General features: G+C 44.3%; 21 protein-coding genes. 7 read left to right on the top strand and 14 right to left on the bottom strand.

Features of this window, described 5'->3' with window-relative positions:
• Nucleotides 1-75: 75 nt before the first annotated feature.
• Both SD449_RS11310 and SD449_RS11305 read left to right on the top strand, forming a co-directional pair.
• A complete protein-coding gene (locus tag SD449_RS11310) occupies nt 76-552 on the top strand; it encodes an ankyrin repeat domain-containing protein (protein WP_318310698.1) in 477 nt (158 codons plus the stop codon).
• Complete coding sequence (locus SD449_RS11305; protein WP_318310696.1) at nt 553-1329, top strand: nitrilase family protein; 777 nt, start codon at nt 553-555, stop codon at nt 1327-1329.
• Here the strand turns inward: SD449_RS11305 and SD449_RS11300 are convergent.
• A complete protein-coding gene (locus SD449_RS11300) occupies nt 1313-2932 on the bottom strand; it encodes an Ig-like domain-containing protein (protein ID WP_318310695.1) in 1620 nt (539 codons plus the stop codon). The two genes, SD449_RS11305 and SD449_RS11300, sit on opposite strands and share 17 nt — an antisense overlap.
• Before the next feature lie 65 nt (nt 2933-2997).
• Nucleotides 2998-3693, bottom strand: a complete 696-nt coding sequence (locus SD449_RS11295) for a ComF family protein (protein WP_318310694.1) — start codon at nt 3691-3693, stop codon at nt 2998-3000.
• 49 nt (nt 3694-3742) lie between these two features.
• Here SD449_RS11295 and SD449_RS11290 point away from each other — a divergent pair, with 49 nt between their 5' ends.
• A complete protein-coding gene (locus tag SD449_RS11290; protein WP_318310693.1) occupies nt 3743-4639 on the top strand; it encodes a hypothetical protein in 897 nt (298 codons plus the stop codon).
• A 36-nt stretch (nt 4640-4675) separates the two neighbouring features.
• Nucleotides 4676-6217, top strand: coding sequence for a glycine--tRNA ligase (locus SD449_RS11285; RefSeq protein WP_318310691.1), 1542 nt, complete (start codon nt 4676-4678; stop codon nt 6215-6217).
• Here SD449_RS11285 and SD449_RS11280 read toward each other — a convergent pair.
• From SD449_RS11280 to SD449_RS11235, 10 genes are all read right to left on the bottom strand, one after another.
• Nucleotides 6214-7881, bottom strand: coding sequence for a formate--tetrahydrofolate ligase (locus SD449_RS11280; RefSeq protein ID WP_318310689.1), 1668 nt, complete (start codon nt 7879-7881; stop codon nt 6214-6216). The genes SD449_RS11285 and SD449_RS11280 overlap by 4 nt on opposite strands.
• Before the next feature lie 103 nt (nt 7882-7984).
• The gene (locus SD449_RS11275) at nt 7985-8497 is read right to left on the bottom strand and encodes a DUF3124 domain-containing protein (RefSeq protein WP_318310688.1); all 513 of its coding nucleotides are present in this window, start codon (nt 8495-8497) and stop codon (nt 7985-7987) included.
• Between the two features lie 66 nt (nt 8498-8563).
• A complete protein-coding gene (locus SD449_RS11270) occupies nt 8564-9205 on the bottom strand; it encodes an SdpI family protein (protein WP_318310687.1) in 642 nt (213 codons plus the stop codon).
• 2 nt (nt 9206-9207) lie between these two features.
• A complete protein-coding gene (locus SD449_RS11265; RefSeq protein WP_127018811.1) occupies nt 9208-9462 on the bottom strand; it encodes an autorepressor SdpR family transcription factor in 255 nt (84 codons plus the stop codon).
• A gap of 279 nt (nt 9463-9741) precedes the next feature.
• The gene (locus tag SD449_RS11260) at nt 9742-11220 is read right to left on the bottom strand and encodes a M28 family peptidase (RefSeq protein WP_318310683.1); all 1479 of its coding nucleotides are present in this window, start codon (nt 11218-11220) and stop codon (nt 9742-9744) included.
• 71 nt (nt 11221-11291) lie between these two features.
• Nucleotides 11292-12281: a metallophosphoesterase family protein gene (locus SD449_RS11255; protein WP_318310682.1), complete on the bottom strand. Its 990-nt coding sequence runs from the start codon at nt 12279-12281 to the stop codon at nt 11292-11294.
• Between the two features lie 3 nt (nt 12282-12284).
• On the bottom strand, nt 12285-13712 hold the full coding sequence (locus SD449_RS11250) for an amidohydrolase (protein ID WP_318310680.1): 1428 nt from the start codon (nt 13710-13712) through the stop codon (nt 12285-12287).
• Between the two features lie 114 nt (nt 13713-13826).
• Nucleotides 13827-14309 carry a GyrI-like domain-containing protein gene (locus SD449_RS11245; protein ID WP_318310679.1) on the bottom strand — a complete coding sequence of 161 codons (483 nt, stop codon included), beginning with the start codon at nt 14307-14309 and terminating at the stop codon, nt 13827-13829.
• Nucleotides 14310-16382 (bottom strand): TonB-dependent receptor family protein, encoded by a 2073-nt coding sequence (locus tag SD449_RS11240; RefSeq protein WP_318310678.1) that lies wholly within the window; start codon nt 16380-16382, stop codon nt 14310-14312.
• The gene (locus tag SD449_RS11235; protein WP_318310676.1) at nt 16382-16942 is read right to left on the bottom strand and encodes a cysteine hydrolase family protein; all 561 of its coding nucleotides are present in this window, start codon (nt 16940-16942) and stop codon (nt 16382-16384) included. The genes SD449_RS11240 and SD449_RS11235 overlap by 1 nt, the downstream gene beginning before the upstream one ends.
• Nucleotides 16943-17074: 132 nt before the next feature.
• Between SD449_RS11235 and SD449_RS11230 the strand changes: the two genes are divergently transcribed.
• Both SD449_RS11230 and SD449_RS11225 read left to right on the top strand, forming a co-directional pair.
• On the top strand, nt 17075-17839 hold the full coding sequence (locus tag SD449_RS11230) for an exodeoxyribonuclease III (protein WP_318310674.1): 765 nt from the start codon (nt 17075-17077) through the stop codon (nt 17837-17839).
• Nucleotides 17840-17900: 61 nt separating this feature from the next.
• Nucleotides 17901-18941, top strand: a complete 1041-nt coding sequence (locus SD449_RS11225) for an aldo/keto reductase (RefSeq protein WP_318310672.1) — start codon at nt 17901-17903, stop codon at nt 18939-18941.
• Here the strand turns inward: SD449_RS11225 and SD449_RS11220 are convergent, their stop codons facing one another.
• Complete coding sequence (locus SD449_RS11220; protein ID WP_318310671.1) at nt 18942-21098, bottom strand: outer membrane protein assembly factor BamB family protein; 2157 nt, start codon at nt 21096-21098, stop codon at nt 18942-18944.
• Nucleotides 21099-21242: 144 nt separating this feature from the next.
• Between SD449_RS11220 and SD449_RS11215 the strand changes: the two genes are divergently transcribed.
• The gene (locus tag SD449_RS11215; RefSeq protein ID WP_318310670.1) at nt 21243-22691 is read left to right on the top strand and encodes a hypothetical protein; all 1449 of its coding nucleotides are present in this window, start codon (nt 21243-21245) and stop codon (nt 22689-22691) included.
• Nucleotides 22692-22693: 2 nt separating this feature from the next.
• Here SD449_RS11215 and radA read toward each other — a convergent pair whose 3' ends face one another.
• Complete coding sequence (gene radA, locus SD449_RS11210; protein WP_318310669.1) at nt 22694-24052, bottom strand: DNA repair protein RadA; 1359 nt, start codon at nt 24050-24052, stop codon at nt 22694-22696.
• Between the last annotated feature and the right edge of the window lie 6 nt (nt 24053-24058).

The raw sequence follows: 24058 nt of genomic DNA, 5'->3' as shown, positions 1-24058 counted from the left end.
AAAAGGAAGATTAATTGCAAAGGCTGCCATGACCCAAAAAGTTGTGGCAGTTTTTTTATAACTTTAAACGTATCTATGAACAAGAAAGAAGCATTCTTCGACCATATACGAAACGGCAACACTCAGGCCGTTATGGACCTATTGGAAAACAATCCGGGATTTTTGGAAATCCAAGACCAGCGCGGCTCTACCCCCCTCTTGCTGGCGGCATACTATGGCCGTGAAGATTTGGTCCAATTTCTATTGGACAAAGGAGCAGAGGTGGACGCCCTTGACGGTTCCGGAAACACAGCACTTATGGGAGTCTGTTTTAAAGGGTATACCGAAATTGCCGTAAAATTGATCAAGGCAGGAGCCAATGTCAGCCAAAAGAATGCCATGGGGGCCACTTGTCTTATTTATGCGGTAACATTTGACCGTAAGGATATTGCTGAATTGCTTTTGGAACATGGAGCAGATGCCAACGTAAAAGATGCCAGGGGCAAAACTGCAATGGATCTTGTTCTTGAGCAGGGAAACACAGAAATGGAAGAAATTCTCAAAAGATATTAAATGCCCACAACATTGAACATTGCATTGATTCAAACCGATCTGCACTGGGAAGACCCTACAAGCAACCGTAAAATGTTTGAAGAGAAAATAGCAAGCATCCCCGATGATGTGGATTTGATCATATTACCAGAAATGTTCACCACAGGTTTTACCATGAAGCCTGAAAATGTTCCGCTCCAAGAAAGCGAAGGCACTTTCAAATGGATGAAGCAAATCTCCCAACAACACTATAAGGCCGTTATGGGGAGCATTGTTTTTGAAGAGAAAGGAAAATTTTTTAACCGTATGTTTTTTGTATCGCCGGACGGTAGCGTGGAGGTGTATGACAAAAAACACACCTTTACCTTGGCAGGTGAGGACGAAGTATATGAGGCTGGAAATAAAAAATCGATATTCGAATACAAAGGATTCAAAATCTGTCCCATGATCTGTTACGACCTTAGGTTTCCCGTCTGGTCCAGAAACACCGAAGATTACGACGTATTGATCTACATGGCCAATTGGCCCAAGAAAAGAATCAATGCATGGGATACACTGCTAAGGGCCAGGGCCATCGAAAACATGGCTTATTGCGTTGGCGTTAACCGCACCGGTAAGGATGGTCTGGACTACGAATACCCGGGACATTCGGGGGTATATGACGTGTTGGGCGAACCATTGGCTTTTTCCAAAGATCAAACAATTCTGTATGCCACCCTGAACAAGGAACACATTGAATCTACCAGAAAGCAATTGCGATTTTTGGAAGACCGGGACAGTTTTAGTTGGATAGGATAAAGGTTTCTTCTTTTTCCCAGTTTGCCCGGATTTCAATAACGCCGGGGTAATAGCTTATTTTTTCGGGTTGTCGCTTTTTCAAAAAGTTTCCGGTATCCCATTTGCCGTTCCCATTTTCATCAAATATGACACGCGCAATATAATTGCCAGGTGTCAGATTGTTGAACTCAAAAATTTGAGGTTCCGAAGCTGCAATTTCTCGTTGTACCACACCATTTTCATTGGTCAGTTGTACCACAACGGGGTAGGACACATCCCCGTTCAAGATCATGGTCAAATTACCGTAATCGGTTAAACTGCCGGAGGAAAGATTGTATGTCAGAGTATCGTTCTGCATACCGAAAAAATCGGTAATGGCCCCGGGTAAAAAGGAAAACGAATATTTTTGATTGGGTTCGATCTCAAAATCAAAATCGATTTTGTTCTTCACACTGTCCAAAGCATAGGTATATCCCATTGGAATGGAATCACTGACGTTTAGGGAAATATTGCTCGTATCCACAGCCGCAATGGGCGTAGTGGCCAAAATACTGAAGGTATCCTCAAAATTAAGTTTACCGTTAACCGATGGGGACAACTTCAAAGAATCCATGGGAAGGTTCCGAAGTTTCACCGTAAACGTATCGATGAGTTTGGCCTTATCGTTTCTTACCGTGAAAATAATGGAGTCCAGATCGGTAGGTTTCATCCAATAATTAAGGGTATCCTTGTCCCGTTCCTTCAAAATTGTGGTCTCCACGGAGTCCGGCAAGGTCGTTAAGGTTTCAATGGCCATATCACGATAATCCCCTTGATACCCAAAGATAATTTTGTTCTTGGCCACAAAACTCGGTACGGATACTTTATAGTTCAGTTGCTCCCGAAACAGGTTCAGTCCGTAAATAGAATCTGTGGGCAGGGTAATAGTGTCCTCGATAAAACCAATTTTATCCTGTCCTTGGTCGAACATGTTGTTTTTGTTCAAATCCTTAAGGCCAAACAGGGCATATTTTCCTGATTTAAGGTTTTGGAGTTCAAAAAAAGGAAGGCTGTCGCCCGTATTGGTAATGTACAATGGAGGCTCTTTGAAAACCGTGGAATCGGTATAGGTACTGTCCATTTCGTAGAGCATGACACTAATGAATTCATCTGCCTTTCGGTTGATGGCATCCTTAACGGCCCCTGTCAAGGTAAGGGAATCGATATAATCTCCCGTTGAAAACACGTAGCTCAGGAAACTGTTGGGGTTTCCCTCATTGTTGTCCACAATACTTTGCCCAAAATTGATGGTGTACGTAGTGTTTTCCCGGAGGGTATCCTTAATGATTACCTGAATGTATTTGCTAGGGGTACCCATTGGGGTTATTTCTGCTGGGTGCTTAAACGGAGGGGATACCACCAGTTGGTTCTGCACATCTTCCAACTTGATGAGTTCATCAAAATAGAGACGGATTTTGGTAGCCTTAAAATTGGTGGTAAAGTTTTCGGGCTCTGTCCTCAAAAGTTTTGGAGGATCAAGGTCCTTTGGACCGCCGCTGGGCGAACCTCTTTTGGCACATTGCCACAGGGCCAACACCATAAAGGCGATAAAAAGAAGTCCCAACAATTTTTTTAAGTAAACCATGCTTAAAACCAATGTGGAACAAAGAAACAACTAATTTGAAAACTGGGACAGCGCATTAATAAAATTTAACCCTCCGATACCGTGGCGATACTAAGAACGGAGACCTCCAAATCTTTATGTTGGAGTAGCGTCCTGGCGCAAGATTCTATGGTCGCGCCAGTAGTGATCACATCGTCCACCAGAAGGATGTTTTTACAGTTTGGATTTTTCGAAGAATCAAGCTGAAAGGCGTTTTTTGAACTTTCCCAGCGCCATTGTCTCCCCTTTTTGGTCTGCGTTTTTGTGTTTTTTACTTTTATCAGCCAATCATCGCAATATTCCGCCCCAATGCTTTCTGCAATTTTACGGGCGAACAATGTCACCTGATTGTATCCCCGTTTTTTCAGTTTTTTGGGATGTAGTGGAACAGGGATTACGAGATCAATATGTTTTAGTTGTCCGCTTTCCTTCAAATGGGCGCCGCACCATGCTCCAAAAAAAGCTCCTATTTCCTCCTGGTTTTTATATTTGAGCCAGTGCAAAAGATTTTTCACGGGACCTTTTTTGGAAAAAAAACTAAACGAAGCAGCCTTTTTTATAGGAATTCTACCATAAAAAATACGGTCCACCTCATTTTCTTCCAGATAGTTATGATCGGTGAGCGGCACATCATGTCGACAAACGGCACACAAAATATGCTCTCCACTAAATAATTGGGCATTACATCCAAAACATACCCTTGGCAATAGGACGTTGTTAATCTCGTTTATTATCTTAGCCAACCTTTTTGGTATCAAATCTTATACATTTTTAGAGTAGTCTGTCAACCCCATGAACTCCCAAGATAACAATTTCAACTACAAGATTATCTTTGCCGCTATGGCAGCGGTCATTGTGGGGATTCTTATTGCCTTCTACTACAGCTACGCGCAGTCCAAAAACCAAATGATCTATCTGGAAGAGGAAAAAGGACTTTTGGTAAAAGATCTGACCTTGATGCGCGCCGAGGTGGACCGCTTGTCCGGATTGAACGAGGTCAACGAAATCGAATTGCAGACCTCACGTTTTAGGGTGCAACAATTGTTGGATTCCGTAGGTAGGCTCAACTTCAGCATCACCAAATTGAAGGAAACCAGAAAGGAGCTCCGTAAACTGGAACTGCGTTTTGACAGTCTTAAGCTCAAGAACAACTTTTTACGCTACAATAATAGTTTGTTGGCCAGCAAGTACGACGAAACCTTAAAGCAACTGGAGGAACTCCGGGGCAGGGCAAACAGCATGCAGCAGACCGAATCCTTGTTGCGGGAGACCAATAAGGAACTCACCAAGGAGCTACGTATCAAAAGCTATCTAAAACTGCAGGATGCCGAAGGAAGCGGGTTTAGGCTAAGGGCGGGCAGACCCATTAAAACCAATAAGGCCTCGGTGATCGAAAAACTCAGGGGATGCGTTACCATTATGAGCGACCCCAACTCCAAGGGGGATATCAAAGTATTGTACCTCCAATTTTTGGACCCGAATATGTCAGTAATCGAGGACAACGCCAATACCATTTCCGTAAGCGGGAACACCTACAGCAAAAAAGTGGAAATTGTGTATACCGGAAAGGAAATCAGTATATGTGATGCCATTACCGTTCCCGAGGGTTCGTTGCCAGAGGGAATTTATACCTTAAATGTCTTTGAGGACGAAAGATTGTTGGCCTCTACAGAATTTCAGCTGAAATAACACACTTCTTTTTGGGTAAAATTCTATTTTTGCCGCATGGCAAATCAGGAAGACATTTTTAAGAAGGTTATCTCCCATGCAAAGGAATACGGATATGTATTTCAATCCAGTGAGATTTATGATGGACTAAGCGCTGTTTATGATTACGGTCAGAATGGTGCGGAACTAAAAAAGAACATCCGCGAATATTGGTGGAAGGCCATGGTGCAGCTCAATGAGAACATCGTGGGCATCGATGCGGCCATTTTTATGCACCCCACTACATGGAAGGCTTCGGGCCACGTGGATGCCTTCAACGACCCTTTGATAGACAACAAAGACTCCAAAAAAAGATACCGTGCCGATGTACTTATCGAGGATTATGTTGCCAAAATTGAAGCTAAAATCGATAAGGAAGTTGCCAAAGCGGAAAAACGTTTTGGTGATAGCTTTGACAAGGAACAGTTCTTGGCCACCAACCAAAGGGTGATGGACTACCAAGAAAAGGCCGATACCATCTTAAAACGTATGGGCAAATCCCTAGCCAATGAAGATTTGGCAGATGTAAAGGCCTTGATAGAGGAATTGGAGATTGCCTGCCCATTATCGGGGTCAAAAAACTGGACCGACGTAAAGCAATTCAATTTGATGTTCGGCACCAAGTTGGGAGCTTCCGCAGATAGCGCCATGGACCTATACCTTCGTCCTGAAACTGCACAAGGTATATTTGTCAACTTTTTGAACGTACAAAAAACAGGAAGGATGAAGATTCCGTTCGGGATTGCCCAAACCGGTAAAGCCTTCCGTAACGAGATTGTAGCTCGTCAGTTCATTTTCCGAATGAGGGAGTTCGAACAGATGGAGATGCAATTCTTTATAAAGCCGGGTACCCAGATGGAGTGGTACGAGGCTTGGAAAGAAAAACGGTTAAAGTGGCACCTATCGTTGGGAATGGGCGAGGACAATTATCGCTTCCATGATCATGAAAAATTGGCCCACTACGCCGATGCCGCGGCCGATATCGAATTCAAGTTCCCATTCGGATTCAAGGAGTTGGAGGGAATCCACTCCCGTACCGATTTTGATTTGGGCAAGCATGAGGAATATTCGGGCAAAAAACTCCAGTATTTCGACCACGAAGAAAACCAGAGCTACACGCCGTACGTTTTAGAAACTTCGATAGGATTAGACCGTATGTTCTTGGCCGTGTTCTCCAATTCGTTGCAAGAGGAAGAGCTGGAAAATGGTACTACCCGTACCGTGCTTAAGATTCCGGCCGTGTTGGCTCCGAACAAGGTTGCTGTTCTACCATTGTTAAAACGTGACGGATTACCAGAAGTTGCTCAAAAATTGGTAGATGAGTTAAAATGGGATTTTAATGTGGATTATGATGAAAAGGATGCCGTAGGTCGTCGTTACCGTCGACAAGATGCTGCGGGAACGCCTTTCTGCGTTACCGTGGACCATCAAACATTGGAAGACGATACGGTGACCATCCGCCACAGGGATACCATGGACCAAAAACGCGTGAAACTTTCAGAGGTGAAAGACATCATCTCCAAAGAAGTGGACATGCGGTATTGGTTGCAGAAAATCTAGAACAAGCCCGTAATTTCCCCGTCATCATTAATGTCGATACCTTCGGATGAAGGGTGTGCCGGCAGTCCCGGCATACGCATGATATCACCGGTTATCGGAATCAAGAATCCGGCACCGACAGCGATTTCAATTTCCCGTACAGTAATGATAAAATCTTTGGGCCTGCCCAAAAGTTTCGGGTTGTCGGATAGCGATTTTTGGGTCTTGGCGATGCATACGGGCAATTCGTCCAGGCCAAGGTCAGTTATTTTTCTTAGGTCGGCTTTGGCCTTTGCCGTGTAGTCCACATACTCCGCTCCGTATATTTCGGTGGCGATGGTGGCTATTTTGTCCTTTACACTGGATTTCCAATCGTAAAGAGGTTTAAATACCGAAGCTCCCGACTCCACAATTTCAATGACCGCTTTGGCCAAATCCTCGGCACCTTTGCCTCCTTGGGCCCAAACATTGGAAATTGCCACACGGATTCCTTTGGAAGCGGCCAATTCCTGTATTATGGCAAGCTCCTCATCCGTATCCGATACAAATTTGTTGATGGCGATTACAGGCACCATTTTAAACTTGCCGATGTTTTCCAAATGCTTTTCCAAATTGGGGAGCCCTTTTTTCAATGCTTCCACATTAGGTTCCGTCAACGATTTCAAATCAGCTCCTCCGTGATATTTTAGAGCTCGAATTGTAGTAGTGAGTACCACTGCTTTTGGAGTTAGGCCAGCACATTGACATTTGATATCGAAAAATTTTTCGGCCCCTAGGTCAAATCCAAACCCAGCTTCCGTAACGGTGTAATCAGAATAGGACATTCCCATCAAGGTGGCAATTACGGAATTGGTACCCTGGGCAATATTGGCAAACGGCCCACCATGGATAATGGCGGGGTTACCTTCGATAGTCTGAACCAAATTGGGCTTAATGGCATCTTTGAGCAGTGCGGCCATGGCGCCTTCGGCTTTCAGGTCCTTGGCATAAATTGGTTTTTTGTCGTACGTGTAGCCAATAAAAATATTGCCCAAACGATTTTTAAGATCCGTAAGGTTTTGCGCCAAACAGAGAATGGCCATGATTTCTGATGCGGCTGTAATATCGAATCCCGTTTCCCGGGGCACCCCCGAGGTTGTACCGCCAAGCCCTACGATTACATGGCGCAACGAACGGTCGTTCATGTCCATCACCCGCTTCCAACCTATGGTTCTGGGGTCAAGAAGCAAGGAATTGGTCTTGCTTTGGATATTATTGTCAATGATTGCAGATAAGAGATTGTGGGCTTTTTCGATGGCTGCAAAATCGCCCGTAAAATGCAGGTTGATATCCTCCATGGGCAATACTTGGGAATAACCACCGCCGGTGGCACCTCCTTTTATTCCGAAAACCGGCCCAAGGGAAGGCTCGCGTAAAACTACCGTCGATTTTTTGCCCAAGCGGTTCAATCCTTCGGAAAGCCCTATAGACATGGTGGTTTTCCCCTCTCCAGCAGGTGTTGGCGAGATGGCCGAAACTAAGATCAGATTACTTTTTTTCGCTTTTTCACGATTGATTGCCTTTAATGGGAGCTTGGCCTTGTATTTCCCGAACATTTCGATGTTTTCCGGGTCGATTCCAAATTTTTCTGCGATGGAGGAGATATGCTTTAACGAAACGCCTTTGGCGATTTGTAGATCGTTCATAGTTAAGTAGTTTGATGTGCAAGGAAAATCAATTCCAAAAAATGTACATACAAGATACTATAATCAAGGGATTAAAACTATGACAATTGTAGGCCAGAAGCATCTATTCCACACGCTTGCCCTCTGTGGTAAAGGATAATCCCTGCTGACCGGATGTGGAAATCATCACTCCTTCAAAATAAGGTTCGTGCGAAGTGGGCTTTATTGACCAATGGAACAAAAAGTTGGCACCGGTGCCTCCTGATCGGTCTTTTTCATCGATTACGATCTCCACGGTTTCCATTGGTTTAATATGGATGGGAAAATCAAAATAAGTACGGATAGGGTTGCCATGGGTATCAAAATATTCAGCCTTACGGATAAAAATGGTATCCCTTAGGTTGGTGTTCCGCATGCTTATCGTGCTTGTAAGGTTATGGGTTCTGTGTTCCGTTTCACTATAAATTTCTGAATATACGGATAGATAGGAAACACCATTTAATAGGGAATCAGCTTTGGAAATTGAAGTCTTGCGCTGGCTCCAGTTCACAGGGTCCACCGAACTCACTTTTTTGGGCGGTTTTTCTGTGCAGGAAATAGTGGCGAGTACCAAAAAAAAGGGCAATAACTTCCTCATAATCCAATTTTACTAGCGGCTAACTAAGATAAGGATTCTGCAATACTTGAAGTAAGCCCTTCAAAATTAATCTTTCTGTTTTTTGAACAAAACATAGGAGTACACCACGGGAACCAAAGTTATAATAACCGTTATGGCCAAAAATACTTTGATGTTGGTTTGCAAGGGAAGGACAAGGCTACTGATAATGGCCAAAATTCCTCCTACAAACCAAACCTTGCCGCCCAGTTTGTGGGTCTTTTTCCAAACGTATTCGCTTTCCAAGGTCCAGGGAGTGCGTATTCCAATAAAATAATTGGCTTTGATGGTTTTAAAATAGTTGCCCAAAATAAGATACGTGACGCCTATGATCAAGAAAATAAAGGTTGGGTTGGCCAAACTTCCTCCTTTGGTGGAATGGATGATAAAAAGGGCCATCACCGAGGTGATCAAGGTAAGTATAAATTTAAGGGAATAGTATTTGTTTCCCATTTTTTGAATCTGCTTTTTTGGGTCGATGTAGGGGACTACCAGTAGGAGTACGTAAATGAGCAAGGGCAACATAATAGGAATCAAAATGAGTTCCGATTTGTCGCCATAGCGGTCAATTTCACCTTTAATGTTATAATGCAAGGGTACTTTTTCCGGGAGTTGGTCCCATATATAGGCCAAATACAGAAAGGGAAGCAAAACAATGCCGATGATCGGAAGTTCCTTTTTTAGGTTCATGGTTATTTTTTTAAGGTTAGTATCCAATTGAGCAAATCTTCTAAAATAGTGGTGTTGAGGGAATACTCCACAAACTGTCCTTTTTTTTCGCTGGTGACCAAGTCGGCTTGCCGAAGAATGTCCAAATGGTGGGAAATACTGGGTTTGGAAATATTAAACCGTTCCGCAATTTCCCCCGCGTTCATGTCCTTTTCCTTGAGCAGTTCCACAATTTGCCTACGGGTTTCATCATTAAGGGCCTTGAACAGCGAATTCATTTATTAGTTATTTAGATAAATATCTAAATATTAAATGAAATATACAAGCAGGTATTGGGTGAAGGTTGAAGGGGTTGGGGTGTTGAGACCCTGAAACAATTCCGATAGTTATCGGGACAGGGTGATGTAGTAACCTTTTTTTGAGAGGTAAAAATCGTCCTGATGAACACCTGCCTGCCGGCAGGCAAAGCGTTTCAGCATCTCCTATTTTATGTAAACTGGAAAAAATCTTGAATGCAGCCTTCCAAGAGGGATTCACGATGATGGAACTCAAAAATTTTACTTCATCCCATAAAGAACCTTGCCCGCTTCCTCGTATTTATCACCAGTCTTCCAAAACAGTTTTTCGTTGCTATTGGCAATCAACCGACCCGAATACACATATCCTTGATAAAACTTTAGAAGGTAGTCATAGTCCAAACTGTCGGCTTCGTCGTCCGCTTGGTGGTAATATTTAAAGATTTCATCGTCAAAACTATGGAAGCCTGTGGAGTAGGTAGGTGCTGGAATTCCTTTTGCGGCGAAGCTTACATTGTCGCTACGGTCAAAGAGTCCCTGTTCCGGTGCGGGGTCGCCAATGGCCTTTAGTCCAAAAGCAGAGGCCCCTTTTTCAATCAAGGGTTGCGCGGAGGTGCGTTCCAGACCAATTATTGTGGCCAAGGTTGTGTCATTGTATCCACCGCCATCCGTATTAAAACAATAGGAAACCTTGTTCAGCGGGATCAGTGGATGGTCCGCATAATATTGGCTTCCCAATAACCCTTTTTCTTCTGCCGTAAACAAAATAAAGAGCCCGGAGCGCTTAGTGGGGTATTTGCTGAGGTTTTCCAACATGGAGAGCACTGCGGTAACCCCGATGTTGTTGTCGCGTGCCCCATTGTAAATGGAATCCCCTTCGGCGTTGGGCGTACCTATGCCCACGTGGTCATAGTGCGCGGAGTAAATCACATATTCGTTCTTGAGGTTCGGGTCGGAACCTTCGATTGTTCCAACGACATTCTGTGTATCCAAATATTTTTTGGTCTGACCATCAGATTTTATGCTGACCTGCATGGTTTCCCCTTTTTTGAGATCTGGATTGCTCTTATGCGTATTTACCCACGTGTGAAAATAAACGGAATCGTCCATTTCATTGGATGTTTCCTCTTTTATCTTGGTTCCAGAACCGATATAATGATTCACTCGTGTCCAGAAATTTTCTTCAAAATCCACAAGCTCTATCAAACCAAGTGCGTTATGCTGCTGGGCCAATGCTGTTTTTGTGGCCCTGCTTCGGAACATTCCGTTCGGACTGGGATCTTCGCTGGTCCCTGCGAGGACCACTGCCACTTTTCCGGAAACATCCTGACTTGCAAAATCTTCTTCCGTTCCATAGCCCAAAAACACCGCTTCACCGGAATGGTCGACGGCAGGGATTATAAAACTGGCGGTCAAAGGATAATCCATGTTTTTTAGTGATAGCTCCACATAGTTGGGCGGCATGGACTGTTCCAATTGGAATTTTTGATAATAGGAACTGTCTTCGTTGACGGGTCTTGCCCCAAACTTGCGTAGCTGACCGGCCAAGTAACTGGCTGCTATTTTGTTGCCTTTGGTTCCTGCTTCCCGACCTTCCAAAAGGTCGTCGGACAAGAATTTGATATGACTTTCAATGGTGTTTATGTTTACGGTAGAAGCCGCTTTTTCTTTGTCCGATTGGGCATAAAGCACTAGGGAAGAGATGGAAAAAGCGAAACAGAGAGCGAGGGATTTTTTCATAAGGTTTTAATATGCACTAAGTTGAGTAGTTGGTGAAAACTAAGTTAACATTTTTTTAAGAATATTAAAATCTACTCCCTATTCGGTACTTTTCCCTGTTCGTTTAAAATACCATCCATTTTCAGATGGGTGATCATCGGTTTTTTGGCCATACGAACCAAGCTTACATGATCAAAGGCCATGGAGTCTCGTGGATCTTGGCTGCCCCCGGTAGTGCCCAAAATGGTGTAACTATGTCCTTTTCGTATTTGATTGGAAAAGGAATGAAAATGCCCATTGATGACGGTATACTCCCGGTCGGCCAGGACATCTTCCAAGGGGCCGAGACCTTTTTCGTCCTCGCGCATCCAAAGTGGTTTGTGCATGAGCACGAAGGTCCATTTTGCGTCTGGATGGTCTTTTAATACCTTGGTGAAATATTGTAATTGGGCATTGCTCATACCGCCAACGCTCCTTTCGGGCATATTATAGTACTCGGATTCTTCATATGTACCTTCAATTTCCCCGTTGATGATTTTGAGGGCCTTGGCCCGGGCGTTGTAGATTTCCATCATGCGCTCTTCTTCGTAATCTTCGGAATCCATCATCAAAAACAATACGTTTTCATATATAAAGTGATAGTAGCGTGGCCCGAATCTATTTTTCCAAAACTCCCGCATCACCGGATTGGTTAGGTCGTGGTTGCCGCCCAAATGAAAAAATGGCATGTTGAGTTTTGACGTACGCTCATCAAAGGAATCCCATTCCTTTTTTAGTTGTACAGTATCCTCCGTTCCGCCATCGATCAAATCCCCTACACTGAGCACAAAAGTCGGGTCCAACATGTTCAATTGTTGAACGGCCGTAGCGTAAACACCTTCTCTTTCCCCACCATTGAGATCGGAAATAATGGCAAAGGTAAAATCATCCTCGGTAGGCTCAAAGTTTTCGCCTGTCCAAGGCTTGGGCCCTGAAGCCAGGTTGTGCTGAAACCTTGATAGTGCCTCTTCCGTAGTTTGTGCCTCTTGTTTACAGCCCAGTATACCTAGGATGATAATAAGAAGGAGAAGGTTTGTCCTCATGGTCTAATTTTTTCTGTAGTCCAATGCCGGCTTTCTATCACCCAGCAATGCCTCGTATTTAAAATCGGGGCCTCTTCTTTTATTGAAATCTGCTTTTACCTCCTCCAAAAGCTTTGGATTTTTGAACAGGTCCATCGCGGAAAGGGCTATGGTCTTGGCGGCCACCATCATTCCCTTAAAACCAATATCGGTTCCTCCGGCGGCCACGGCCTGCCAGCTATGTGCAGGTGTTCCCGGAACCCAAGTGGCGGTATTCACCGCAGCCGTCGGGGTGTTCCAGCTCACATCTCCGGTATCTGCAGAGGCTTTACCATAGGTAAATTCCATAGGCTGGATCTCCCCAGCACTCTCTATGGGTTTTGGGGCGCCCAAGGTTTTCTGGATTTCCTTGGCAAACTCAAGGTCTTCAGGGGTGTAGTCAACTCCCCCCACAAGCATCATGTTCTCGTGCATAATTTTTGAAAGGGGCTCGTTGGGCAATTTTTCGTAGGTCCCGCCTATGATCTCATAGGTCATTTCGGTTTCTGTACCAATGGCGGCACCTTCTGCAGCTTTTACCACCCTATCCCAAACGGCCTTCACCTCTTTTCGGTTGGAGTGCCGGATCACATAATATACCTCGGCTTCCTTGGGGACAATATTGGGAGCATCCCCACCTTTGGTGATCACATAATGGATGCGCGTTGGTTCGGTGGTATGCTCGCGAAGCATATTGACCAAATCGTTCATGCCTTCCACACCGTCCAGGGCAGAGCGACCCAATTCCGGGGCCATCGCGGCATGTGAAGATTGTCCGGTAAACCGGAACTTACCGGAAATGGTGGCCAAATTGGTACTTGGATTGGAAGCGTTTCTATCACCAGCGTGCCATGAAACCACTGCATCAACATCATCAAAAAGACCTGCTCGGACCATATATACTTTTCCAGACCCTCCTTCTTCTGCGGGTGTTCCGTAAAAACGGATGGTTCCTGATTTTCCGGATTCTTTTAAATAATTCTTGGCAGCAATGGCGGCAGCCATGGAACCAGTACCGAACAAATGGTGACCGCAAGCTTGCCCAGGCTCGCCAACCACTCTAGGTTTTCTAAAAGGAACGGCATCTTGGGACATTCCAGGTAGGGCGTCGAACTCTCCAAGGACACCGATTACCGGGCTTCCGGAACCATAGGTTGCCGTAAAGGCCGTTGGAATTCCGGCTACGCCTTTTTCAATGGTGAAACCTTCTTTTTCGAGTTCGCTTTGAAGAAGGGCCGAACTGTTCTCTTCCAAATACCCCAATTCGGGATTGGTCCATAATTCTTTGGCAATTTCTTTGTAATGGTCTTTTTTGGCATCAAGGTCCGCAATGATTTTTTTCTTGTCCTTTTGGGCAAGTGCGATTGTTGAGATCAGAATAAATACTAAACTGAATGCAAGAGGTTTTTTCATTAGTGATGTAGTTTTGGTCGGTTAAAGCAATGCTATCAAATATAACACTTATACCCAAGAGGTTATATTGAAGGTGTCAATCCTGAAGCATTATTATAAAATCCTAAAATTGATTCACTTTTTCTTGATAGGAACCCAAAATTCTTCTTCCGATTCTGGATGTTCCCCTTTGTATTTGTCTCCCATCAGTGCAAAATAGGGCCTGCTATCCATTTCGTATTCGGAATTCGGTAGCCATTCGCCATATATGTATTTGAAGGCCCTCATCGCTTCACTTGGCTTTCCTTTGTACGGGAAAACGGCATACAATCCTTCGGGAACGGTCAAACTTTCCATATCCTCGGGTATTTCTTCAATTTTCGAAACTGCCATGGCCGCCCATCTTTCAAACTGAAGGGTCGGGTCAAAATCTTGAAAAAATGTGGCGGTGGGATAGATTTCTACGGCATAGCTGTCATTATTGGCAACATGGTTTATTTCTTTTTTACGGGGAGAAAAGGCCTGCCATAGTTCAAAGGTATTGTTGTTGGCAAACGAGGTGATTGATTTTTTCCCGACCAATATGGTGACCGGCAAAGTTTGTATTCTTGGATTCATTTAAAAAGCATAGTTTAATTGCAGCCCTCCAAAATAATTGCGTCCATTGCCCGGATAATAATATCTGGGCTGCGCACCGCCGAATCCAACAGCATTGATCAATATGGATTGCGCATAGTTGGTATCAAAAATATTGTTGACCCCGGCATTGATTCCTAGACTGATATGGGATGAAAGCGATGTTCGGAACCCCAACTTGGCATGGAACACGTTAAAGGAATCACTGTTGATGGAATTAGCATCCGTCATGGGAATTTCGTCCACAAACTGATGAGTCAAGTTCAATTGTAGGCCGCTGGAATGCCTAAAATCGATGCCCGAGCTCAGTCGATGCTTTGGAACACCCGTAAGCGGATTACCGGAATAATCGTTATCATCATCTACAAAATCCACGAAACTGTGGTCGTTCAGTGTGTAACTGATATAGGGGGCAAAAGTGATGGTCCGAGCCATTCTTGCTTTGTATTGTAGTTCCATTTCCAACCCTTGGTGACGTGTTTTTCCCGCATTTCTACCAATATATTGGTCCTCTCCAACACGCTGCGCCACCAACAGATTCTTTACGTTCATTCGGTACACGGTGATATGGGCCGACAACTTTTTTTGGAACAACAGCCAATCGCTGCCCATCTCGTAGTTTATTCCGGTTTCCTGCGCAATATCTGGATTGATGATGCCTCCGGGAGTCAATGTTTCCTCCAGACTTGGATTGGAAAACCCCCTGCTGATGTTTGCATGCAGTCTTCCGTCCCGGAATTGATAATTGACCCCTAGACTTGGGAGCAAAATGGCATCAAAATCACGTTTGGCGGAAGCATTGTTCCCACCTTCATTGAACAAATCCCTAAAATCATAATGGGTCTTGTTCAAATTGAGGCCCAATTGTGCCGAGAATTTTGTTGTTATGGGATAGGTCAATGTTCCAAAAAGATTGAACTGTCTCCGGAATTCCATATTGTCCGAAAGCTGTCCTCCTTGTAAACTTCCGTTGCCATTATTGTCCTCATACAGGTTTTCAAAAGTGCCCCAGTGGTATTCATCCCTGTAAAACTCTGCACCAAAGGTAAAATCCATTTTTTTCCAGTTGCCTACGAAGCTGGTTCTAAAGCCATATCCGTTGGTAAATTCATCCAGAATGTTAAAAGGTCGTGGTTCGTAGTGGTCCAGATAGGTATAAAAGATACTGCTGGTGTTCTGCAAGTCATCGGAAAACCGATAGGTGTAGGACAGTCCGGTTAAAATGTATTTATTGGCTTCGTATCCCTGGGATTCCAACCAATTTCCCGCAGCTCTGGTCGGGTCTTCCATAAAATCCGTTTGATTGATGGAACTTGGAATATGGGCAGTGTAGTCAATATAGTTCATCAAAAGGGACATGCTGCTTTTTTGTCCCGTTCGGAATTGTGTGCTGAGCAAAAGGCCATCACGATTGAACTGACTGTTCTGTCGGTAACCATCCGTTTCCAAATGATTGTAGTTCAACATGAGGTTCAGGCCATCTTCCGAATGGGAAAAACCAAGGTTGTCCTTGAGCATGTTGTACGATCCTATCGTAAAGGAATTGATGAGCTGTGTCCTGTCCGCGACCGATGCCTTTGTCTCCAAAAGTATGGCCCCGCCGAGATTGGAGCCGTAACCAGTGGCTTTAGGACCTTTAATGACCTCCACAGCGCCCAGGTTCTCAAAATCGTAGGCCTCGATGGTAGAGGCGCCTGTTCCGTTGGTTACCGGGATTCCGTCAAAATACAAACGGAGCTTATTGGTACCGTAGGGAGTTCTGGCCCCGATTCCCCTAATGGTGATGCGATTGGTGTTAATGGCGCCGGATAAAATATATACTCCCGATATTTGATTGATGGCCGAGGGGATGTCAACCGGATTGAAACGTTCAAAAGTCTGTCCTGCTATTTTTGATGAAGGGGTGATTCCCGTTGCCTTCTTGGGTATGGCCTCTTGGGTCAGTACCACTTCGTCCAATTGTGTTATGGAATCTTTTTGGGTTTCCTGCGAAAGTGTATCCAAGATTGAAAAAATCAGAAAAAGGAAGGGGAGTGCTCTTTGAATGTAATTCATTAATCTTGATTATCGAGTTCGTTCATCAAGGTTTCGGTATCCTTGATTGTCGCAAATTCGTCTTTTAAGTTGGCCAATTCGGTATGAAAAATCACTTCGGCGCTATACCTTCTGCCATCAAATCCCAATTTATCAAATGCAGCGGTCGCATCCGAAACCAGAATCACCTCAAAACCTAAATTGGATGCCATCCGCACCGATGTGGAAACACAATGCTCAATGGTGAGGCCCACAACGACCAGCTTGTCAATGTTCTTGGCCCTTAAACCCTGTTCCAGACCGGTCCCTATGAACGCGTTGTTCACATTTTTCTCAAAAATGGGTTCGAATATCAGTGGTTGTACCGCAGGGTGAAAATCATTTCCTAGTTTGGTGGGGTACAGAGGGGAGCTAAGATTTGTGGAATTGTGCTTTACATGAAAAACCGGCCAATTTCTTTTTCTAAAATAATCCAGCAACTTACCGCAATTTTCTTCCGCGTTGGGATTGTTTCGTTCGGTACCGTAAAATTCCGTTTCCTGCAGTCCACGCTGGATGTCAATTAATACAAGTGAGGTCATGCATAGCATTTTGATCTAAATTACTGGAAAATATCAAGAAAAACCGGTTTATTTTATTTCTTGATATATCCATTGACAAATTCAATTTTAACGAGCCGATTGCAATACCTATTTTTGGACAAATTTGAGCACATGAAAATCGCATCATACAATGTTAACGGAATCCGGGCCGCAATGAACAAGGGTTTCGTGGATTGGCTACAAACAGTTTCCCCGGATGTCATCTGTCTGCAGGAAACCAAGGCCATGGAAGAACAGGTGGACACCCAACTTTTTGATGAAGCCGGGTATCCGTACCACTATTGGTTCAGTGCCCAAAAAAAGGGGTATAGTGGTGTGGCATTGCTTTGCAAAGAACAACCTGACCATGTTGAATTTGGAACGGGCATCGATTACATGGATTTTGAGGGAAGGAACATTAGGGCCGATTATGGCGACCTTTCCATCATGAGCATGTATCTTCCTTCTGGCACCAACATCGACCGTTTGGATCACAAATTGATGTATATGGCCGATTTTCAAAAATATGCCGATGAACTGAGAAAGGAACGCCCCAACCTGATTGTTTGTGGTGATTATAATATTTGTCACGAAGCCATTGATATCCATGATCCCGTCCGTAACAAGAACGTTTCTGGATTCTTGCCGGTGGAACGGGAATGGATAGGAAACTTTATTGATAGTGGCTTTATTGATAGTTTTAGGCATTTCAACAAAGAACCGGACAATTATACGTGGTGGAGTTACCGTGCCAATGCAAGGGCCAATAACAAGGGTTGGCGTTTGGATTATGGTATGGTTGCAGAGCCGTTAAAGGACAGGTTAAAGCGTTCGGTAATTTTATCCGAAGCAAAACATAGCGACCATTGTCCTATCCTGCTGGAGGTGGAAAAGTAACATTGTGGTTAAAGACCGATAATTTTGTTTCAGTACCTTTAGGCGTCCTAAATTGTAAAAGATGAGATACACCAGAATACCGCATACCGATATCCGAATCAGTAAAATTTGTCTGGGAACCATGACCTGGGGTCGACAGAACAATGAGGATGAGGCCCATGAGCAAATGGATTATGCTCTTGATCAAGGCGTAAATTTCTTTGATACGGCAGAACTGTACCCTGTTCCTGCCAAAAAGGAGCTCTATGCGGTGACCGAGGAACTTATCGGAAACTGGTTCAAAAAAACCGGAAATAGGGACAAGGTGGTGCTCGGCTCCAAGATTGCCGGACCGGGTTACGCAGGAAAACATATACGGAGCACAGGTTTTAGCAAGGAGGCCATTATAAATGCTGTGGAAGGCAGTTTAAGTCGGTTGCAAACGGATTATATTGACCTGTACCAACTCCACTGGCCTGAACGTAACACTAATTTTTTTGGGCAACGCGGGTACAATGCCCACGCAATCGATGTTTGGGACGACAATATTCACCAAGTATTGGAAACACTACGTGATTTGATCGCCGATGGCAAGATTCGTCATGTAGGACTGTCCAATGAGACCCCTTGGGGCACTATGCGTTTTTTGGAAGAAAGCAAGGTGCACCAATCTTTGCCAAGAATGCTGACCATCCAAAATCCGTACAATCTTTTGAACCGACTTTTCGAAGTGGGGCTTTCCGAGATTTCCATGCGGGAACAGATCGGTCTTTTGGCCTATTCTCCACTTGGTTTTGGAGTATTGAGTGGAAAATACCTTACCGAGATTCCTCCGAGAAAGGCGAGGGTGACCTTGTTCCCAAATTATGATCGGTATAGCAACGATAACGCTGTAGCAGCAACTGAACAATACGCCCAATTGGCAAAAGAGCATGGTTTGAGCATGGCACAAATGGCCTTGGCCTTTGTGAATACCCGTCCTTTTTTGACCAGTAATATCATCGGGGCGACCAGTATGGAGCAGCTCAAGGAAAATATTGGGAGTATAGATGTGGACCTTTCCGATGAAGTTTTGGAAGGTATTGAGGAAATCCACAATGCCATTCCGAATCCGGCGCCATAATTATTCCAAGGCGTAGGCACGGTATTCATCACCTGGGGCAGTTCCCATTTTACCACCACCGCAGGAAATTACCACGTATTGTTTGCCATTAACTTGGTAAGTGATGGGTGTGGCATAGCCGCCTGCCGGGAGTTGGTCCGCCCAAAGTTGTTTGCCCGTTTTCATGTTGAACGCACGAATTTTTTCATCTTTCGTTGCAGCAATAAAGAGCACGCCACCTTTGGTGACAACGGGCCCACCATAATTTTCAAGTCCGGATACAGGAATATTGGGGTCGTTCAAACTTTCCTCGTGCCCGAAGGGAACAGTCCAAAGATATTCTCCTGTGTTGAGGTCGATGGCATTCAAAGTTCCCCATGGCGGTTTTACAACAGGATAACCCCGGTCGTCCTTAAACCTTGCAAAGCTCGAAATTGAATAGGGAACATCGATTGTTGTTTTCTCTAACCTATGATCTTTAACTTCTTCGATATCCATCAAAAAGTCGGTTATGGCATTGGTTTCTTCTTTGGAAAGATTTGGCATTCCGGGCATGGCACCACGCCCTTTTTGGATAATGCTTTTTATGGAGTCGATTTCCAACCTTAGCTTCACATTTTGAAGCTCTGGTATTCCGTTCAAACCCTGTAAATCGCCACCATGGCACCTAGCACAATGGATTTGTGCCAAACTTTGGCCAACACTTGAGCCTTCTGCATCGCTGTCAATTTCTTTCATTTTAATAATCCATGCCATTTCGTTGGCGTTAACGTACATGATCCCATCTCGTGGGTCAAGTGCAGCCCCTCCCCATTCGGCACCACCATCGGCACCCGGAAACAGAATCACTCCGGTGGTATCCATGGGTGTAAACTGCCCTTGTGATGTAATGGAATTGAATTTTTCAAGCACGGTTGGTGCCTTATCGGTTTCGTTGCCTGGCACCAAATCATCCACAAAGGCAGTCCGGTTTGGGGCATATAAATCCTCTTCTGTTAAAATCTGTCGTGCAAATGGCGCTGGTTTTAACGGTAAAGGTTGTGTTTCAAATGCTTTTTCTCCAAGTAACGTGGAGCTTGGATAGGCTTTTTCCTCGACAGGGAACAGAGGTTCTCCCGTGATTCTGTTGAACACAAATACATGACCACTTTTAGTAACCTGAGCAACGGCAGGGATGGTCTCTCCGTCCCTAACAATGTCAACTAAATTGGGTGGTGCGGGCAAATCGCGGTCCCAAATATCGTGGTGCACCATTTGAAAATGCCAAATCCGCTCACCTGTGTTTGCGTTGAGTGCCAATAGGGAATTGGCAAAGAGGTTGGACCCTTCGCGGTCGCCCCCGTACCAATCAAACGCTGCTGAACCGGTGGGAATGTAGACAATGCCTTGGTCGTTATCCAATGCCATGCCGGGCCAGCTATTAGCGCCACCAACCTTTTTGTATGCCTCGGCAGGCCACGTATCGTAGCCAAACTCACCGGGTTGAGGAATAGTGTGGAATGTCCATAAAATTTCACCAGTGAGCACATCGTAGGCGCGAATGTGTCCCGGAGAAGAGCCAGGTCCTTCGCCCACTCGGGTGCCCTGAATCAAAATGTTTTTATAAACCGCCCCCGGTGTATTGGAGACCACGGACAATTTGCTCGGGTCTCTGTCCAAGCCTTTCCTAAGGTCTATACTGCCGTTATCGCCAAAACTTGAAATGGGTTGGCCCGTTTCAAGTTTGATGGCATACAATTTTGGACCCGATGAGAAAAAGATGCGACTGGGAGCTGTGCCATCTGATTCCCAATAATTCAAGCCTCGGTTAAGCCCAAGCCCAGATTCATCCCTTATAGGAGGTGTGAAAGTCCAGAGTTCTTTTCCCGTTGCTGCATCAATAGCGAACAACTCAACGGCCGCGTTCACACCATATAGCACTCCATCCACAACTAATGGGCTGGTCTGTATCTGGGTGGTCCTTCCTTCTTGCAGTCCTCCGCTTTTATAGCTCCAGGCCAATTTTAATTGCGAAACATTCGTGGTGTCAATTTGGTCAAGGTTGGAGAAATGTGTTCGTTCGGGGTCGCCCAAATAATGTTCCCATGTGGTGAAATAGGCCTTGTCTGTATTAGTTGGATTTGAATCGTTACAGGAAATGAGAATAGAGAGGGAGATGATGAGAAAATATCTTTTCATGTGCGGTTTGAATGTTTTTTAAATATAAATGAATTATCCGGAACAGGTATTGGAAGGTTTACTCATTCAAACACGGCATTCGCTCATTCTGAATTGAAACAGAAAGGAGTAACTCTTAAACTTAGGAAACTAAACCTGGTAATTATGAAAAAGTTCGGTCTTATTATTTGTTTAGGTATTTGTTTAAACCTAAGTGCACAAGAATTTCCAACTTACGAAAATGGGTTAATCTATTCGCCAAGAGCGATGGAGAAATTAAAAGGTATGGTAGGGCAAAAGAATCAAGAATTTAGAGTTTGCGACTATGACAAACAATTTTACTCTACAGAACAGACAAAAGGAAAGATATTTAATATGGCGGAGGTTGATTGGGGTGTCTTAGCCAAGGATTTGAAAGCCAATATTTCTCTCAAGGACTTTGAGAAAAAATATTCATATGATTTTGAAAAAGATGATTTAGTGCTTTTGTCAAAGTATGACTATGTAGATTACAATGAAAAACAAATGGTGAGCATCAGCGAGAGGCCCGATGGTTCAAGTTTGGAAATAGCATTGGCTGAATGGCCTAAATCCCACTCAAAGAATTGGGTATGGTCAAATAGAGGGAAAAGGACATGGTTAGTCTATTTGGAAAGACCTTTCGAAACTTTCAAAATACCCAAAAGATATTCCAGAATGATACAATATTCGGAATGCCTTATCGATACGACTAGCCAAATTTTCACTGCCAATGCATCAAGAATGAGATGGTATTCAGAAAATGATTCTACACGGATTCAACAAGAAAAATTCATGAACTTTATTACTGATGAATATGTAGTAAAGCAACCCGAATTGGAATATGATGAAAATATGTCGCAAGAAGAAACCATGGCCAGGTATGATAGTTTACAGCGTTGGGAAAGGGCAAAAAAAGGTTTTGTGAAATTGGAGCTATCCAAAAAGCCAAAATTTAAAAGATTGTTGAACAGGGCTTATGATGAGGCATTGAAAAACCAAAGTTCCACGGATGGATTTGAATATTATGTGGCACACTATCTATCACCATCAAAATCGCTCACCCTTAAAAGAAACCGAATTGTTGTGGGGCAATGCAGTATGGACGATAGCCCACGAATCCACGCAATGAACATAGCCCAGTTGGCAGGGGAATCTGTCAATTGGGATATATTTCTCAGGTCTCACCTAAATGTCCTCAACGATAATGTAAGCAGGGTTTCCGATGGTAGCTGGGCGTGGGAAGCAAGAAAAACTTATATCAGAGAATTGGAGGAGTTGGATATTGAAGTGAAGGAACTGTTGTTAGGGATTGCACTTAGGGCCAGTAATACGGCTGAAGGGCATTACTTTGGCAATATAGGAAGGTTGGGCAGAGCTATTTCCGAAAGCAAGGATGCGAATGAGTTTGAGGATGAACTATACCATATGATTGATGACCAAACCTTGGATGATTTTAATAGATTACTCATGTTCTACCTACATGAAAACCTTGTTTACCACATGGATACTTCAAAGGAAAAAAACAGTTACAAGAACAAACGAAATATGGCCAAGTCATTGCTTCCAAAATATTTATCGGATAAACTAGATTGAGGTTAACCAAAGAGATGGGTAACTACATCTTCAATCTTGGAGACTTTTTGAATCTGGATACCAGACTGTTTTAGTCCAATCTTGTTATTTTTGGAAACAAAGATTTTGGAGAAGCCCAGTTTTTCGGCTTCAAGAATGCGTTGGTCTACGCGTTGCACAGGCCTGATTTCTCCTGCCAGCCCGACTTCTGCGGCAAAACAAATGCCTTTTTCTATGGCGATATCCGAGTTGCTGGATAGAATAGCAGCCATAACCGCCAAATCTATGGCCGGATCGTCCACGGAAATCCCACCAGTAATATTCAAGAAAACATCTTTGGCGGCCAGCTTGAAACCTGCACGTTTTTCCAGAACGGCCAAGAGCATATTCAACCTTTTGGCATTGAATCCTGTGGCGGAACGTTGTGGCGTGCCATAAACGGCGGTGCTCACCAAAGCTTGAATCTCAATCAACAAGGGACGCATACCTTCTACGGTTGCGGCGATGGCCGTACCGCTGAGGTCTTCATCGTTCTTTGAAATCAATACTTCGGAAGGATTGTTCACTTCACGAAGTCCACTGCCCTGCATTTCGTAGATGCCCAGTTCGGCGGTTGAGCCAAAACGATTTTTGAGGGATCGAAGGATTCGGTACACATAATTGCGGTCGCCTTCAAATTGGAGAACGGTATCCACCATATGTTCCAAAATCTTGGGGCCTGCGATGGTGCCGTCCTTAGTAATGTGTCCCACAAGAATGACAGGGGTGTGACTTTCTTTCGCAAATTTGATGAGTTCTGCGGTGCATTCGCGTATTTGGGAAATGCTGCCCGCGGCAGATTCAATATAATCGGTATGTAGTGTCTGAATGGAATCGATGACTACCAAATCCGGTTCAATGGTAGCAATCTGCTGAAAAATATTTTGTGTTTTTGTCTCAGTAAGGATGTAGCAATTTTCGCTATTGGGCTGAATGCGGTCTGCCCGCATTTTTATCTGCCGTTGACTTTCCTCGCCCGAAACATAAAGAATTTTGTAGGGCAATTTGAGGGCAATCTGAAGCAGCAAGGTACTTTTTCCGATGCCCGGTTCCCCGCCCAGCAAAGTAAGCGAACCTGGTACCAACCCACCGCCCAATACGCGGTTGAACTCTTGGTCTTTGGTGTCCAAACGGAGTTCTTTCTCTTGGGTAATCTCGGAAACACGTAGCGGTTTGTTGGCTTGTTTTGCAACCTTATCGGTTTTCCAACTTTTTTTATCCTCTTTTTGGACAACTTCTTCCACAATGGTGTTCCATTCCTTGCAGGAGGAACATTGCCCTATCCACTTGGGGAATTGGGTTCCACAGTTTTGACAAAAAAATGCTGTTTTGGTCTTGGCCATTCAAAC

Origin of the sequence: Flagellimonas crocea (assembly GCF_033441595.1) — a bacterium.
In the GTDB taxonomy this organism is placed as follows: Bacteria; Bacteroidota; Bacteroidia; order Flavobacteriales; family Flavobacteriaceae; genus Flagellimonas; species Flagellimonas crocea.
This window is presented reverse-complemented; position numbering and strand designations above follow the sequence as displayed.